This window comes from Ensifer sp. Root278 (assembly GCF_001429285.1).
GTDB lineage: Bacteria > Pseudomonadota > Alphaproteobacteria > Rhizobiales > Rhizobiaceae > Ensifer.
Genome location: NZ_LMJJ01000023.1, coordinates 1 through 15,206 on the forward strand (window position 1 = coordinate 1; position 15,206 = coordinate 15,206).

The 15,206-nt window shown below is 62.6% G+C and carries 13 protein-coding genes; 5 read left to right on the top strand and 8 right to left on the bottom strand.

Annotated elements, in window-relative coordinates:
• Positions 1–236: 236 nt before the first annotated feature.
• The 4 genes from mmsB to ASE60_RS16470 form a co-directional block, all read right to left on the bottom strand.
• On the bottom strand, positions 237–1,133 hold the full coding sequence (mmsB, locus tag ASE60_RS16455; RefSeq protein ID WP_057251633.1) for a 3-hydroxyisobutyrate dehydrogenase: 897 nt from the start codon (positions 1,131–1,133) through the stop codon (positions 237–239).
• A gap of 58 nt (positions 1,134–1,191) precedes the next feature.
• On the bottom strand, positions 1,192–2,244 hold the full coding sequence (locus tag ASE60_RS16460) for an enoyl-CoA hydratase/isomerase family protein (protein ID WP_057251634.1): 1,053 nt from the start codon (positions 2,242–2,244) through the stop codon (positions 1,192–1,194).
• 23 nt (positions 2,245–2,267) lie between these two features.
• Positions 2,268–3,410, bottom strand: a complete 1,143-nt coding sequence (locus tag ASE60_RS16465; protein WP_057251635.1) for an isobutyryl-CoA dehydrogenase — start codon at positions 3,408–3,410, stop codon at positions 2,268–2,270.
• A 219-nt stretch (positions 3,411–3,629) separates the two neighbouring features.
• A complete protein-coding gene (locus tag ASE60_RS16470) occupies positions 3,630–5,048 on the bottom strand; it encodes an XRE family transcriptional regulator (RefSeq protein ID WP_057251636.1) in 1,419 nt (472 codons plus the stop codon).
• 157 nt (positions 5,049–5,205) lie between these two features.
• Here ASE60_RS16470 and ASE60_RS16475 point away from each other — a divergent pair, with 157 nt between their 5' ends.
• The 5 genes from ASE60_RS16475 to ASE60_RS16495 all read left to right on the top strand — a co-directional run bounded on the left by ASE60_RS16475 (position 5,206) and on the right by ASE60_RS16495 (position 12,733).
• Positions 5,206–6,738 (top strand): acyl-CoA carboxylase subunit beta, encoded by a 1,533-nt coding sequence (locus ASE60_RS16475; RefSeq protein WP_057251637.1) that lies wholly within the window; start codon positions 5,206–5,208, stop codon positions 6,736–6,738.
• 11 nt (positions 6,739–6,749) lie between these two features.
• A complete protein-coding gene (locus ASE60_RS16480; protein WP_244495648.1) occupies positions 6,750–7,040 on the top strand; it encodes a hypothetical protein in 291 nt (96 codons plus the stop codon).
• Between the two features lie 32 nt (positions 7,041–7,072).
• Positions 7,073–9,076: an acetyl/propionyl/methylcrotonyl-CoA carboxylase subunit alpha gene (locus ASE60_RS16485; RefSeq protein WP_057251638.1), complete on the top strand. Its 2,004-nt coding sequence runs from the start codon at positions 7,073–7,075 to the stop codon at positions 9,074–9,076.
• A gap of 175 nt (positions 9,077–9,251) precedes the next feature.
• Entirely contained in the window at positions 9,252–11,390 is a 2,139-nt protein-coding gene (gene scpA / locus ASE60_RS16490) for a methylmalonyl-CoA mutase (RefSeq protein ID WP_057251639.1), read from the top strand.
• Between the two features lie 20 nt (positions 11,391–11,410).
• Positions 11,411–12,733, top strand: a complete 1,323-nt coding sequence (locus tag ASE60_RS16495; RefSeq protein WP_244495649.1) for a hypothetical protein — start codon at positions 11,411–11,413, stop codon at positions 12,731–12,733.
• Here ASE60_RS16495 and ASE60_RS16500 read toward each other — a convergent pair.
• The 4 genes from ASE60_RS16500 to ASE60_RS16515 all read right to left on the bottom strand — a co-directional run bounded on the left by ASE60_RS16500 (position 12,726) and on the right by ASE60_RS16515 (position 15,026).
• Positions 12,726–13,253, bottom strand: coding sequence for a hypothetical protein (locus ASE60_RS16500; protein WP_057251640.1), 528 nt, complete (start codon positions 13,251–13,253; stop codon positions 12,726–12,728). The two genes, ASE60_RS16495 and ASE60_RS16500, sit on opposite strands and share 8 nt — an antisense overlap.
• 12 nt (positions 13,254–13,265) lie before the next feature.
• Positions 13,266–13,856, bottom strand: coding sequence for a hypothetical protein (locus ASE60_RS16505; protein WP_057251641.1), 591 nt, complete (start codon positions 13,854–13,856; stop codon positions 13,266–13,268).
• Positions 13,856–14,455 (bottom strand): hypothetical protein, encoded by a 600-nt coding sequence (locus ASE60_RS16510; RefSeq protein ID WP_057251642.1) that lies wholly within the window; start codon positions 14,453–14,455, stop codon positions 13,856–13,858. The genes ASE60_RS16505 and ASE60_RS16510 overlap by 1 nt, the downstream gene beginning before the upstream one ends.
• A 118-nt stretch (positions 14,456–14,573) precedes the next feature.
• Positions 14,574–15,026: a hypothetical protein gene (locus ASE60_RS16515; RefSeq protein ID WP_156414666.1), complete on the bottom strand. Its 453-nt coding sequence runs from the start codon at positions 15,024–15,026 to the stop codon at positions 14,574–14,576.
• Between the last annotated feature and the right edge of the window lie 180 nt (positions 15,027–15,206).

Genomic DNA, 15,206 nt, shown 5'->3' on the forward strand with positions numbered 1-15,206 from the left:
TCAGCCTCAGCCAACCAGGGAAACTCTAGAGCGAAGGTCGTCGTCGCCAGCAGCGCCGCCGCCCTCGTCAGTGATCGGGCTTATAGACCCCCAGCCTCCAAGACGTCAACAGGCTTTTTCAGGGCCCCGATAGAAATCTCACAACACGTTGAAAACAAAAAGAAATTTCTATTCACAGGCATAGGAGGCAAATTTTCGCCCGGTTAAGCGGGCGAAAATCCATCGACACAGGCGGATCAGCCGGCCTTTGCCTCATCGTTGCCGCGCAGCAACCGGATCAGGGCAGAAAAGTCCTCGCCACCATGACCGAGCTTCTCGAACATCGAATAGAGCTGGGCTGCCTGTGCACCCATCGGCGTCGTCGCACCCGCTGCACTTGCGGCCTGCTGCGACAGCTTCAGGTCCTTCAGCATCAGGCTCGCGGCAAAGCCCGGCTTGTAGTCGTTGTTGGCGGGCGAGGTCGGGACCGGACCCGGCACCGGGCAATACGTCGTCAGAGACCAGCATTGGCCCGATGAGGTCGACGCCACGTCGAACAGGGCCTGGTGCGAAAGACCCAGCCGTTCCGCCAGCACAAAGGCTTCACAAACGCCGGCCATGGAAATGCCGAGGATCATGTTGTTGCAGATCTTTGCCGCCTGGCCGGCGCCGACTCCGCCGCAATGGACGATCTTCTTGCCCATGGCGTCGAGCAATGGCTTGCCGCGGGCGAATGCCTCGTCGCTGCCGCCGACCATGAAAGTCAGCGTGCCGGCCGCAGCACCGCCGGTTCCACCGGAGACGGGGGCATCGAGAGAGGGGCAGCCGATCTTTTCCGAGAGCGCATGCGCCTTGCGGGCGCTATCGACGTCGATCGTCGAACTGTCGATCAGGAGCGTGCCCGGATCGACGAAGCCGAGGAGTTCGTCCCAGACATAGAGGACATGGGCGCCGGCGGGCAGCATGGTGATCACGCATTCGGCGCCGCGCACCGCGTGCGCAATCGAGCCCGCGACGGAGACCCCGGTTTTCGCCGCGGCGTTGCGCGAGGCTTCCGACAGGTCGAAACCGCTGACCGCATGGCCCGCCTTCACCAGATTGGCGGCCATCGGCCCGCCCATATTGCCGAGCCCGATAAAGGCGATCTTCGTCATGTCATTCCTCCTCGCATTGAAACTCGGCCAAAACCGAACAGCGCCCCATCCTCAGGCGCTAAAACAGTGGCGGGTGATCCTTCCTGCCGAAACGCGACAGCAAGGCAGGTGTGACACCGGCCAGCGCCACCGACCATTTTGGATTGCGGTCCTTGTCGATCACCGCAGCACGCACACCTTCGTAGAAGTCGGGGTTACCAAGCATTCCGAGCGTCGCGGAATATTCCCGTTCGAGACATTCGTTCAGCGACGCGCTGCGGCGACCGGCGCGCAAGAGTTCGAGCGTCAGCTTCATGCTCAGCGCCGAACGCGAGTTGAGCAGCGCCAGCGTTTCCTTGGCGAAATCGGAACCATCAGCCTCGAGCGCCGCCACGATCTCTTCAACCGTATCAAAGGCGAAGCAGCGGTCGATCAGCGCAAAGTGGTTTTGAAGCGGCGTTGCCGGCGCTTCCGAAGCGTGCTTTGCAATCACCGCGCTGACATCGGCGCTGCGTGCCGTCGGCGGCAGCGTGGCAAGATCAGCGGCGAGCGCTTCCAGCTTATCCGAGGCGACGAAACTATCTGCAAGCCGCGCATGGATGGCATCGGCTGCGACGATGTCCCGACCGGTGAGACCGAGATAGGTGCCGAATTCGCCGGGCGTCCTGGGAAGAAGCCAGGTGGCGCCAACGTCAGGGAAGTAGCCGATCCCGGTCTCCGGCATTGCAAGCCGGGTCCGCTCGGTGACGATGCGGTGGCTGCCATGGGCGGAAATCCCGACGCCGCCGCCCATGACGATGCCGTCCATGATCGCGATATAGGGTTTGCGGTAGCTGGAAATGCGGCTGTTGACGACGAATTCCTCGCGCCAAAACTGCGCACCTTCCTCCGGCCGTTCGCGTCCACTCTCGTAAATCATGCGGATATCGCCACCGGCGCAAAGCCCGCGCTCGCCCTCGCCGGTCACCAACACGGCGGCAACGGCCGGATCATTTTCGAACTCGGTCAAAGCCGCGGCGATCAGCCGGATCATCGGCACGTTGAGGCTGTTCAATGCCCGGGTGCGGTTCAGCCGGATTCTGCCGATCGCTCCCCGCCGCTCGACGATGACTTCAGGCGCCTGCATGTCCATGAACGATCTTTCCTGTCTCTGGCCTATTTCCGGCCGATAAGCGAACGCGCAACGATCAGGCGCATGATTTCGTTGGTGCCCTCGAGGATCTGGTGCACCCTAAGGTCCCTGACAATCTTTTCGACGCCATAATCGGCGAGATAGCCGTAGCCGCCGTGGAGCTGCAGGGCGTCATTGGCGACGGTAAAGCAGCGGTCGGTGACGAAGCGCTTGGCCATGGCGCAGAGTTTTGTCGCTTCAGGGTCGCCGGCATCAAGCGCGGATGCGGCGCGCCAGAGGAAGGTGCGGGCGATTTCGAGGTCGGTCGCCATGTCGGCGAGACGGAACTGCAGCGCCTGGAACTCGCCGATCGCCTTGCCAAAGGCCCGGCGCTCCTGGACATAAGCCAGCGCCTTTTCGAAGGCGGACTGGGCGCCACCGAGAGACGCGGCGGCAATGTTCAATCGCCCGCCATCGAGCCCGCCCATGGCGATCTTGAAGCCGTCGCCTTCCGCGCCGAGGCGGTTTTCCGCCGGCACGCGGACACCATCGAGCATGACGGCGCGGGTGGGCTGGACGTGCCAGCCCATCTTTTTCTCATTGGCGCCGAATGTGAGGCCAGGTGCGTCCTTCTCGACCACGAAGGTGGAGATGCCTTTGGGGCCGTCCTCGCCGGTTCGCGCCATGATCACGTAAAGGCCGGACTCGCCGGCGCCCGAGATGAACTGCTTCTGGCCGGTCAGGACATAATCGTTGCCGTCCCTCACCGCCTTGGTCTTCAGCGCCGCTGCATCCGAGCCCGAGCCTGGCTCGGTCAGGCAGTAACTCGCCAGCACCTCCATGGTCAGCAGCCTCGGCAGCAGCCGCTGGCGCTGTTCGTCCGTGCCGTAGCGGTCGATCATGCCGGCGCACATGTTGTGGATCGAGACGAAGGAGGCGACGGCCGGGCAGCCGGTCGCGAGCGCCTCGATGATGATCGCGGCATCGAGCCGCGTCAGTCCCGTGCCGCCGACATCGTCGCGGACATAAATGCCGGCCATTCCGAGCGCTGCGGCACCGCGCAACGTGTCAACCGGAAAATGCTTCTGCTGATCCCAGTCGATCGCGTGAGGGGCGATCTCGTCGCGGGCGAAATCGAGCGCCATCTGACGAATGGCCTCCTGCTCCTCCGACAGGCGAAAATCCATATGCATGTCCTCCCTGACCGCATACCTCTGCAGGTTTCCTTTAATCGTAACCGATAAAAGGGCAAAAACCTGCAGCAACCAAACGTGCCACAGCGACCTTTGCGCGTTTCACAAGACGCGCGGCGCTGTAGGCGATGGAGGCCTAGTTACACCAAACTTTGTCCAGGCCCAGATGCAACTTCTCACAGGGGCTGTTCAAAAATGAACAGACCGTCGCAATCAGCTCTCGCTTAGACGATACGGCAGAGCGCCGCGTAAGTCATGGTCCACGATCAGGCGGCGTTTCAATGGCGGTACCGCACGGCTCGCGCATTTCGTGCGTTCGCAGATCCGGCAGGAAATGCCGATCGGATCGAAGGCGGCGCGGTTGCCGAGGTCCATGTCGTCGGCGTAGACGAAGGCATCGGCATAGGAGACCTCGCAGCCAAGCGCCAGCGCGTAGCGCGGCTGCGCGGCGCGAAAGCCGCCACCGCCCTTAGTGATCTGGGTGGCGAGGCAGAGGTAGCGCACGCCGTCAGGCGTCTCGGCCAGTTGCCGGATGATCCGGCCCGGCGTCTCGAAGGCCTGGTGCACGTTCCAGAGCGGACAGGCTGCACCGAACCGGGCGAATTGCAGCTTCGCGGCGCTGTGGCGCTTGGTGATATTGCCCGCCCGGTCGATGCGGGCAAAGAAGATCGGTATGCCTTTCTGTCCCGGCCGCTGCAGGGTCGAGAGGCGGTGGCAGACCTGCTCCAGAGACGCGCCGAAGCGGGCGGCGAGCAATTCGATGTCGTGCCTCAAGTCGCGAGCGGCCTTCGAGAAGGCCTGGTAGGGCAGGATCAGCGCGCCGGCAAAATAGTTCTGCAGGCCGATGCGACAGATCTCATAGGCCTCTTCGGTGCGGAAGCCGGCACTACCGGCCACCCGATCGATCTCTTCGCGGGCATGAAGCTGGGCGATCTGCAGGGCGATCTGGAAGTCGCGCGTTGCTGCGGGCGCATAGGGATTGAGGGTCAGGATGCGGGCGCGCGGATCGAAGCGGCGGATCGCCTCGTCGCCGGCCGCTCCGCGCACGACCCGAACGCCGTGACGCTGTTCCAGATAGCTTGCCAGCGCCGCATGATTGTCGCCTTCGCCAAGCCCGAGCTCGCCCGCCAGCCGCTCGGCAAGCATGTCGATCTCGTGAATGTAGTTGTCGACGAAATGAAAGAAGTCGCGCACCTCTTCATACGGCGTGGTTTCGACAAATGAGGCCCCGCGGCCGATGGTGTCGTCAATGCTTGCGAGCTGCTCGCTGTTGCGGCGATAGGCCTGGTGGCAGGTGATCAGCGCATGTGCCAGTCCCGGGGCATTCTGCGCGACGAGCTTCAGTTCCTGCAGGCTTGCGGAATAGGTTTCAAACAAGGGATCGCTGAGGGCTTCCGAGAGCGCCGAGAGCAGACGATCGCCCTCCCCGGTCGAAAGCTCGGCGATATCGATCTGGAATTTTTCGGCGAGCGCTAAAAGCACTGCGGCTGAGACCGGCCGCTGGTTGTTCTCGATCTGGTTGAGGTAGCTGGTCGAGATGCCGATGCGTTCTGCAAATTGGCCTTGCGTCGCCTTGTTCGCCTCCCGCAGTTCCCTGACCTTGCGGCCGATATAGAGTTTGCCGATCGCCATGTTTGCAACTTTGCAATTTACGTTTCACAAATTTCTCTATTTCACATTTGCACATGAAGAGACGTTTTTCCATGCCGTCTTCGACGCTATTGCGAAGCTCGAAGCGCCTCTGCACAATCGCTGAAAAAACAGGCACTGAAAAAACCGGGAGGGCACCATGCGCGCCATACTAGAACAGGTCGAAGCCCGCCGGGCAGAAGCAAGAGCCGGCGGCGGCCAACGACGGATCGACGCCCAGCACGGCAAGGGTAAGCTGACGGCGCGCGAACGCATCGAGGTGCTGCTCGATGAAGGCTCGTTCGAAGAATACGACATGTACGTCACGCATCGCTGCGTCGATTTCGGCATGGAGAGCCAAAAGGTCGCGGGCGATGGCGTCGTCACCGGTTGGGGCACGATCAACGGCCGGCAGGTCTATGTCTTTTCTCAGGACTTCACCGTTCTCGGCGGCTCCCTGTCGGAAACCCACGCGCAGAAGATCTGCAAGATCATGGATATGGCGGTACGCAACGGGGCACCAGTCATCGGCCTCAACGACAGTGGCGGCGCCCGCATCCAGGAAGGCGTGGCCTCGCTTGCCGGTTACGCCGAGGTCTTCCGCCGCAATGCCGAAGCCTCCGGCGTCATTCCGCAGATCTCGGTCATCATGGGTCCCTGCGCCGGCGGCGCGGTCTATTCGCCGGCCATGACCGACTTCATCTTCATGGTTCGCGATTCATCCTACATGTTCGTGACCGGGCCGGATGTCGTGAAGACAGTGACGAACGAGATCGTCACTGCGGAAGAGCTCGGCGGCGCGCGCACGCATACGTCAAAGTCTTCGGTCGCCGACGGTGCGTATGAAAACGACATCGAGGCACTGGAAGCGACCCGCCTGCTTTTCGATTTCCTGCCGCTCAACAACCGCGAAAAGCCGCCGGTCCGTCCCTTCCACGACGACCCGTCGCGGCTCGAAATGCGCCTTGACAGCCTGATCCCAGACAGCGCCGCCAAACCCTACGACATGAAGGAACTGATCCTGGCGCTTGCGGATGAAGGCGACTTCTTCGAATTGCAGCAGAGCTTCGCCAGGAACATCATCACCGGCTTCATCCGCATGGAAGGCCAGACGGTCGGCGTCGTCGCCAACCAGCCGATGGTGCTTGCCGGCTGCCTCGACATCGACAGTTCGCGCAAGGCCGCCCGGTTCGTGCGCTTCTGCGATGCCTTCTCGATCCCGATCCTGACGCTGGTCGACGTGCCCGGCTTCCTGCCCGGCACCGCGCAGGAATATGGCGGCGTCATCAAGCATGGCGCCAAGCTGCTCTTTGCCTATAGCCAGGCGACCGTGCCGATGGTGACGCTGATTACCCGCAAAGCCTATGGCGGCGCCTATGACGTCATGGCCTCGAAACATATCGGCGCCGACGTCAATTATGCCTGGCCGACCGCCGAGATCGCCGTCATGGGTGCCAAGGGCGCCACCGAAATCCTCTACCGCTCGGAACTCGGCGACGTCGAGAAGATCGCCGCGCGCACGAAGGAGTACGAGGAGCGCTTCGCCAACCCGTTCGTGGCGGCAGAGCGTGGCTTCATCGACGAGGTGATCATGCCACATTCGTCGCGCCGACGCATCGCGCGTGCTTTTGCGTCTCTGCGCAACAAGCAGGTCGATGTCCGCTGGCGCAAGCACGACACGATCCCACTCTGATGGAGGCGACGATGGAACGGGAGCCAGAGCGCATCATGACGCCGGAAGAAGCCAGGCGCGACCACTGGTCGATGCTGCGCTATATGGCCGTCAATGCGCTGATCGGCGTGGCGATTGGCGCGCTCACGGCTGGCGTGCTGATCTGGCTCAATATCGGCGCCGTCGGCACCCACATCGTCCGTTCGACGAGCCCGGTTCTCGCCACCCTCATGGTTGTCCTGCCCTTCGCATTGCTTTTCGGTGGGGCCGCCGCGGCATCGTCGATCGCGCTTCTTCCCTATCGCCGCAAGTTCAAACGCTGACGCGCCGCCCCAAGGATTTGAAAGAGAAACAAATGTTCAAGAAAATCCTCATCGCCAACCGTGGTGAAATCGCCTGCCGCGTCATCAAGACCGCAAAGAAGCTCGGCATCGCCACCGTCGCGGTCTACTCCGACGCCGACCGCGAGGCCATGCATGTGCGCATGGCGGACGAGGCGGTGCATATCGGCCCCTCGCCGTCGGCCCAGTCCTATATCGTCATCGACAAGATCATCGACGCGATCCGCAAGACCGGCGCCGATGCCGTTCATCCGGGCTATGGTTTCCTCTCGGAAAACGCCGCCTTTGCCCAAGCGCTCGAAAAAGAAGGCGTGGCCTTCATCGGCCCGCCGGTCGGGGCGATCCAGGCGATGGGCGACAAGATCACCTCCAAGAAGCTCGCGGCCGAGGCCGGCGTCTCGACGGTTCCGGGCCATATGGGCCTGATCGACGATGCAGACGAAGCGGTCCGGATCGCCGCGTCGATCGGCTATCCGGTGATGATCAAGGCGTCTGCCGGCGGCGGCGGCAAGGGCATGCGCATCGCCTGGAACGACCAGGAGGCGCGTGAAGGCTTCCAGTCCTCAAAGAACGAGGCAAAGAACGCCTTCGGCGACGATCGCATCTTCATCGAAAAATTCGTGACGGAGCCGCGTCACATCGAGATCCAGGTGCTTGGCGACAAGCACGGCAACACGCTCTATCTCGGCGAGCGCGAATGCTCGATCCAGCGCCGCAATCAGAAGGTCATCGAGGAGGCACCCTCGCCTTTCCTCGACCCCGAGACCCGCAAGGCCATGGGCGAACAGGCGGTCGCACTTGCCAAGGCCGTCGGCTACCACTCGGCCGGCACCGTCGAATTCATCGTCGATGCCAAGCGCAACTTCTACTTCCTCGAGATGAACACCCGCCTGCAGGTGGAGCATCCAGTGACCGAACTCATCACCGGGCTCGACCTCGTCGAGCAGATGATCCGAGTTGCTAGCGGCGAAAAGCTCGCCTTCGGCCAGGACGATGTAAAGCTCAATGGCTGGGCGATTGAAAGCCGGCTTTATGCGGAAGATCCCTATCGCAACTTCCTGCCGTCGATCGGCCGGCTGACGCGCTACCGTCCGCCTGTCGAGGGCACGCGCGACAACGGCACGGTGACGCGCAACGACACCGGCGTCTTCGAGGGCGGCGAGATCTCGATGTTCTACGACCCGATGATCGCCAAGCTCTGCACCTGGGCACCGGACCGGCAGGCGGCGGTCGAGGCTATGGCCGACGCGCTCGATCAGTTCGAAGTGGAAGGCATTGGCCATAACCTGCCGTTCCTGGCCGCGGTCATGCAACAGCAGCGCTTCCGCGACGGCCGGTTGACGACTGCCTATATCGCCGAGGAATTTGTCGACGGTTTTCACGGCGTTGCGGCCGATGAGCGGTCGCTTCGCAAGCTCGCCGCCGTCGCGGTCTCGGTCAATCAGATCCTGCAGGAACGGGCCAGCCAGATTTCCGGCACGATCGGCAATCATCGCCGCATCATCGGCCATGATTGGGTGGTCGGTCTCGGCGATCACGATATTGCGGTGACTGCCGGTTCGTCCGCTGACGGCTCCTATGTGAGCTTCGCCGATGGCTCGACAGTCACCATCGCCGGCGACTGGACGCCCGGTCGTACGCTTGCCACGTTCAACATCGACAATGAGCCCTTGAGCGTCAAAGTCGATCTGGTCGGCACCGCCCTCCGGCTTCGCTGGCGCGGCATTGATGTCGTTGCCCATGTCAGAAGCCCGCGGGTTGCGGAACTAGCACGGCTGATGCCGAAGAAGCTGCCGCCGGACACGTCGCGCATGCTGCTTTGCCCGATGCCCGGGGTGATCACCTCGGTCACGGTAAAAGCCGGCGACACGGTCGAAGCAGGACAGGCGCTCGCGGTCGTCGAGGCGATGAAGATGGAGAACATCCTGCGCGCCGAGAAACGGGCCGTGGTGAAGCGCGTGGCGGTCGCCGCCGGCGCCAGCCTCGCCGTCGACGAGCTGATCATGGAATTCGAATAGTGAAAGCCGCAAAGCCATCCAGGCTTTGCCCCTCACCCTGACCCTCTCCCCGCAGGCGGGGAGAGGGAAGTTAAGCGCCGAGAGTGCGACGGCCCCCTTCTCCCGTTGTGACTGGGAGAAGGTCCCGGCAGGGGATGAGGGGCTGATTGAGACAAGCAGAATGCGGAGCACGTCGATGACCGAGAAAACCATCAAGGACTGGGAAGCGCTCGCCGAGAGAGAACTCAAGGCGGCGCCCGAAAGCCTCACCTGGCAGACGCCCGAAGGAATCGCCGTGAAGCCCCTCTACACGGCGGGAGATCTCGACGGCATCGATTATCTCACGTCGTTGCCCGGTTTCGAGCCTTTCGTGCGCGGCCCGCGCGCCACCATGTATGCCGGCCGTCCCTGGACGATCCGGCAATATGCCGGCTTCTCGACGGCGGAGGCCTCCAACGCCTTCTACCGGAAGAACCTTGCTGCCGGACAGAAGGGGCTCTCGGTCGCCTTCGACCTCGCAACCCATCGCGGCTATGACAGCGACCACCCGCGCGTCGAGGGCGACGTCGGCAAGGCCGGTGTGGCGATCGACTCGGTTGAGGACATGAAGATCCTGTTCGACGGCATCCCGCTCGACGAGATGTCGGTGTCGATGACCATGAATGGCGCCGTCATCCCGATCCTCGCCTCCTTCATCGTCGCTGGCGAGGAGCAGGGTGTTTCGCGCGACAAGCTTTCAGGCACTATCCAGAACGACATCCTCAAGGAGTTCATGGTCCGCAACACCTATATCTACCCGCCGGAACCCTCGATGCGCATCGTCGCCGATATCATCGAGTACACGGCCAGGGAGATGCCGAAATTCAACTCGATCTCGATCTCCGGCTATCACATGCAGGAGGCCGGCGCGACGCTGGTGCAGGAGCTTGCCTTCACGCTCGCCGACGGGCGCGAATATGTACGGGCGGCGCTTGCCAAGGGGCTGAATGTCGACGAATTCGCCGGGCGGCTTTCCTTCTTCTTTGCCATCGGCATGAACTTCTTCATGGAAGCCGCGAAGCTTCGCGCTGCGCGCCTGCTCTGGACCCGGATCATGAAGGAGTTCGAGCCGAAGAAGCCGTCGTCGCTGATGCTGCGCACCCATTGCCAGACCTCGGGCGTCTCGCTGCAGGAGCAGGATCCCTACAACAACATCGTCCGCACGGCCTTCGAGGCGATGTCCGCCGCTCTCGGTGGCACCCAGTCGCTGCACACCAATTCGTTCGACGAGGCGATCGCGCTGCCGACGGAGTTTTCCGCCCGCATCGCCCGCAACACGCAACTGATCCTGCAGCACGAGACCGGCGTGACCAAGGTCGTCGATCCGCTCGCCGGGTCCTACTATGTCGAAAGCCTGACCAACGAGCTCGCGGACAAAGCCTGGCTACTGATCGAGGAGGTCGAGGCGATGGGCGGCATGACCCGTGCGGTCAATGCCGGGCTGCCGAAGCGATTGATCGAAGAGGCGGCGACCCGTCGCCAGGCCGCCGTCGACAAGGGCGAGGAGATCATCGTTGGGGTCAACAAGTACCGCCTCGACAACGAGGAGCCGATCGACATTCTGGAGATCGACAACAGCGCCGTGCGCGCCGCGCAGATCCGCCGGATCGAGGAAACCAAGCGTCGGCGCGACAGCGTCGAGGTCAAGAAGACCCTTACGGCGCTTGCTGAGATCGCATTGACAGGCGAAGGCAACCTGCTGGCCGCCGCCGTCGAGGCAGCGCGTGCCCGCGCCACCGTCGGCGAAATTTCCGATGCGATGCGTGGCGCCTTCGGCGACCACGCCGCGACGCCCAAGGTCGTCAGCAAGATCTACGGCAAGGCCTATGAAGGTGAGCCGGAGCTCGAGGTGCTCTCGGGGCGCCTCGACGAGGTCTCAGCAAAGCTCGGCCGCAAACCAAAAATAATGGTCGCAAAGCTCGGCCAGGACGGCCACGACCGCGGCGCCAAAGTTATCGCCTCGGCCTTCGGCGATATCGGTTTCGACGTGCTTGCCGGCCCTCTTTTCCAGACCCCGGAAGAGGCCGCCGACATGGCGCTGGCCAGTAAGGTCAATGTCATCGGCGTCTCCTCGCTTGCCGCCGGCCACAAGACGTTGATGCCGCAGCTTGCAGAAGCCCTGAAGAAGCGCGGCGGCGAGGATGTCATCGTCATCTGCGGCGGCGTCATTCCGCGTCAGGACTATGACTACCTGATGGACAACGGCGTGTCGGCCGTCTTCGGTCCGGGCACCAATGTGCTCGACGCCGCACGCGCCGTGCTCGACCTGATCGAAGGCAAACGCCGCAATATCTGACACGGCAAGGCGGAGGGTGTTTGGCTCTTCACCTGCCCCGTGCGGTTGTCGTCGCCGATTGGCGCAACTATGTTGTGGCCATGACGTCGATCGCCGAAGTGTTCGGACCCTTTGTCCTGATGGGGCGCCTCATCGCTCGCTTCTGGCCGCAGCTCCTCTTGATCGGGACCTGCGGCTACATCGTGCATGATCTCCTGATGCGTGCGGCAGTCTGGATCGGGCTGCAGCATCCGCTCGGTGGCATGGTGACGCTCTCCTTTGTCGTGCTGGCGAAGCTCGTCGTTATCGTCTTGATGTTCATGGCGCTTCGCCCCGGTTTGCCGGCACTCGAAGCGCTCCGCCAACAACCGGTGGCCACGCATGTCGAGACCACGGTGCCGAAAACCGATCGCAGGCTGCTCGCCGTCACCTCAGCCGCCATCCTGCCGTTCTTCGCCTATTACGCCGCCTGGGGTTTCCTCGGCGAGGCGGTGCGGGAATATTCGCGTTTGGCACTCGACGCCGTCGCCTTCGGCGAGAAGGGTGACTTCTTCGATATCCTGAAATCGCGCGGCGTCTTTATTTCGATCGCGTTGTGCTGGCTGGTGCGGTGGGGCGCAAAGCGCATGAGCAAGCGCAGCGAAACACCCTTCTGGCGACTGCTGGTCGTCGCGGCGGACGCGAGCTGGATCTTCATCGGGCTTTATGGCCTGTCGGTCTGGAAAGACCAGGTCATCACCTGGCTCGGCGCCGGCAGGCTTCTCAGCATGAACGGTTTCACCTTCACCGCCGTAGCGCATGCCGCCGAGACCTTCGTGCCGGTGGAACTGAGAAGACCCGATTGGAACACTGAGGCCGAGGGTCTGTTCTTCTATGCGCTTCTACCGATCATCTGGCTGGTCATGGCGGCGATCATCAATGGTTACGAGCTTTCGAGCCCGGAATCGCGCGCCAGGCCATCCTCGCCGCGGCCGCGGCGGGCCAGAACCTTTCGCAAGTGGATTGCCGATTTCCTCGACCACTTCGTCAGCGACTACCGCTCCCGCTACGCTCCGATATGGACCTGCCTGAAGCTGACGCTCGGTTCAGGGCTTGCGACGCTATTTGCCTTCATCATTGCCTACCGCGCCATCGCCTGGCTTGGTGCCTGGATCTGGTATGCGGCGACGCGAACCCTCGGCATGGGCGACCTCGCGAGTTGGCAGCTTGTCTTCGATGCACTCAGCCTTTTCATCGGCAGCCCTAGCGATCTCGACGGTGGCATCGTGCTCGACGCCGTGCGCATCACCTTGTTGGCGGCGATGCTCGAACATGCGGTTTCCGGCCAGGCTGAGAAGAGCGAAATCAGCTACGCGTCTACTTGAAGATCAGCGTTTCATCGCTTGCGCCCGGAAACTCAATCCTGAGCGAAAGATCCCGCGCCTCCGCGGGAACGATGAAGCTCTCGGCCATACGGACCGTGGCGCCAGTCTTGGCGTCGGTAAAGGCGAGCACACCGCAGCGCGGGCGTTCGGCCACCTCCGGATACATCTCCCGGACGATCGGCTCGGTCAGGGTGACGGGCTCAAAACGGCGCCCCTCACTGTCGATCAGCCGGACGCGGCAGGCTCCTTGCGACAGAACGGCCGGATCGGTCGGCGACGCCTCGAATTCGGCGAGAATGACGCGCGCGTCATTGGTGCGCGGTAGCCGCCTCATGTCCAGAAGCTTCCACTGTCCACCGGCAAAGGCCTGCCCCGCTCCATCCTCGACGACGATCTCGGCCTTTTGGGTGGCAAGCCAATGCCCCTCTCGCAGGCTCTCCCACGCACGGACGACGAAGGCGAGCGGCAGTGCGACGACCAGCGCCAGCAGGCAGATCCAGAACGTGCGCTTCTCGCTCATGCCGGTGTCTCCTCAGCGCGCCGCCAACGTCCAGGGCGTGCCGCTGCTGCCGCGCGCAATGGTGACGGACGGCTTGATATCGGTCGGCTGCTTGTCGCCGAGCGTAATCCAAAGCTCCTCAGCAAGCGGCATCACCAGGCTGCGGGCGACGAGCAGCGTGCCTTTGTCAACGGCCGCTTCGGGAAGTTCGAAGGCAAGAAGTACCGGCCTCGGCAGGCCTGGTTCGAGCCTTTCCGTCGGCAGATAGCCGGGCACGGTCGAGAACCGCTGGCTGAGCTCGTAGCGCAAACCGTTGCCTGCCAGCCACTCCGCCGAGGTCAGCGTCATCGTTTCGGTTTTCGCGACGGCCGCGCCTTCGATGATGAGCCAGATGCCGGATGTCGAGTATTCCTTGATCCGCCCGAAGCTCTCGACCCTGACCTGGCGTGCCAGGTGCACATTGGCCGCGCCGAAGGCGAAGTCCCGGCTCTCGACCCGCTCGCCGACTGCACCACGAACGGCAATCGGTGCCGTGATATCGCCGTAGCCAGGCGTGCTGCTTCGCATCGCGTACAGCGCTGCGATTGCAGACACTGAGAGCAGCAGCGCGCGAAGAGCCGACATCATTGCTCCGACGATCCCGTATCTTGCGTGACTGCCAATTCGACCACCGCGGCCTCGCCATCATCGAACCAGTTGGGCGCGCCGTAGAGGTTGTCACGCGGCTTGTAGATCTGTTTGCCGATGGACAGAGAAACCTTCTCCGGCTCCGGGCGATCCGCCGGCCATTCCCAGACCGCGATGAGCTTTTCCGGCATGTTTGGGTTGATGGCACTCGCGATCCATTTGTCCCTGGCGAGATAATAGACCGGCTTCGGCGATGCGATGACTCGCTCGTCCTTGATCGCGATCAGGTTCATAAAGGCATTGCTGGTGGTGACCGATCGGTTGTCGAGTTCGATATCCACCATCAGGAATCGCTTCGGCTCGAACGGCTTGGTTCCGGTCGGCGGCACGGAAGCCATGGTGGCGTCGTTGATCGTCACCCGCCACCGGCCGGTATCGATCGCCTCACCCTTGGCTGCGGTGACGGCAGGCACCGGATTCGCCGCATCATAGACTGCGGTCGCAAAGGAGACCGCAGCCGCAGCCATTCCGCCGATACCGGTGACCAGCATGATCAAAAGACGCTGCCTGATTTTCGATCGTTGCACGACCGGCATTTGTCCTCCGTCCGCCCCTTCGGATGTTGCAACCGGAAGATAGGGAGGTTCGCACGGAAAATCAAAACACGCGTATCGGGGCAAGCGTCTTTGTCGGCCCGCGTCAGGACATCAGCACCTAGATCCGTTGCATCTCGATCGGCGCCGGCTGATGACGCCAGTTCGTAGCAGGCAGCCCTCTTTCGAAGGTCGCGCGAATGGACAATGGCCTGCCTGTTGCGTGCGAAACCACCATGAACATCTGCAATTCAGGGCCACGCCGAACGAACTGAATACCGAAATGCTTGCCGCCATAGGCGCCAGCGACTGTGGACTTCCACTGCCCGGTCCCTGCGGCAAGCTCGAGGTCCAAAAAGTTCTCGACGTTCATGACGGCTTGCCAGCCGTTGTTGCTCGTGACCGTCAGCAGGTCGCCATGTCTTACGATGCCGATGTAGCACTGATCGCAACGGCCGGCCGTCGAAGTCAGTTGCCGCCATTGCCCCGCAAACGCAGAGCCGTCCGCCCGCGCCGCGCCTGCAAGCGAAAAAGACAACAGGCAGACAACACCGACTCCCCGGAGAAACTTCACACTTCAACTCCCTGATTGTTCCCAGCCATCAGGCCGTTTGGAGCGTTGCCGACACATTCACTGATTGCATAATACACACACAGCAACCCAGAAGAAAATAGTTGAGATGTCGGATGCTTTCCGACCGCTTTGCGGGCAGCTTGCCCCCGCATTGGCGCTTGCCTTCTTGCCGCGACGGAC

What these genes read in the sequence shown, in the direction of transcription:
- ASE60_RS16505 (WP_057251641.1), bottom strand. Translation starts at nt 13,856, where the DNA reads ATGTCGGCTCTTCGCGCGCTGCTGCTCTCAGTGTCTGCAATCGCAGCG.
- ASE60_RS16485 (WP_057251638.1), top strand. Translation starts at nt 7,073, where the DNA reads ATGTTCAAGAAAATCCTCATCGCCAACCGTGGTGAAATCGCCTGCCGC.
- ASE60_RS16470 (WP_057251636.1), bottom strand. Translation starts at nt 5,048, where the DNA reads ATGGCGATCGGCAAACTCTATATCGGCCGCAAGGTCAGGGAACTGCGG.
- ASE60_RS16480 (WP_244495648.1), top strand. Translation starts at nt 6,750, where the DNA reads ATGGAACGGGAGCCAGAGCGCATCATGACGCCGGAAGAAGCCAGGCGC.
- scpA (WP_057251639.1), top strand. Translation starts at nt 9,252, where the DNA reads ATGACCGAGAAAACCATCAAGGACTGGGAAGCGCTCGCCGAGAGAGAA.
- ASE60_RS16465 (WP_057251635.1), bottom strand. Translation starts at nt 3,410, where the DNA reads ATGGATTTTCGCCTGTCGGAGGAGCAGGAGGCCATTCGTCAGATGGCG.
- ASE60_RS16460 (WP_057251634.1), bottom strand. Translation starts at nt 2,244, where the DNA reads ATGGACATGCAGGCGCCTGAAGTCATCGTCGAGCGGCGGGGAGCGATC.
- ASE60_RS16500 (WP_057251640.1), bottom strand. Translation starts at nt 13,253, where the DNA reads ATGAGCGAGAAGCGCACGTTCTGGATCTGCCTGCTGGCGCTGGTCGTC.
- ASE60_RS16475 (WP_057251637.1), top strand. Translation starts at nt 5,206, where the DNA reads ATGCGCGCCATACTAGAACAGGTCGAAGCCCGCCGGGCAGAAGCAAGA.
- ASE60_RS16510 (WP_057251642.1), bottom strand. Translation starts at nt 14,455, where the DNA reads ATGCCGGTCGTGCAACGATCGAAAATCAGGCAGCGTCTTTTGATCATG.
- mmsB (WP_057251633.1), bottom strand. Translation starts at nt 1,133, where the DNA reads ATGACGAAGATCGCCTTTATCGGGCTCGGCAATATGGGCGGGCCGATG.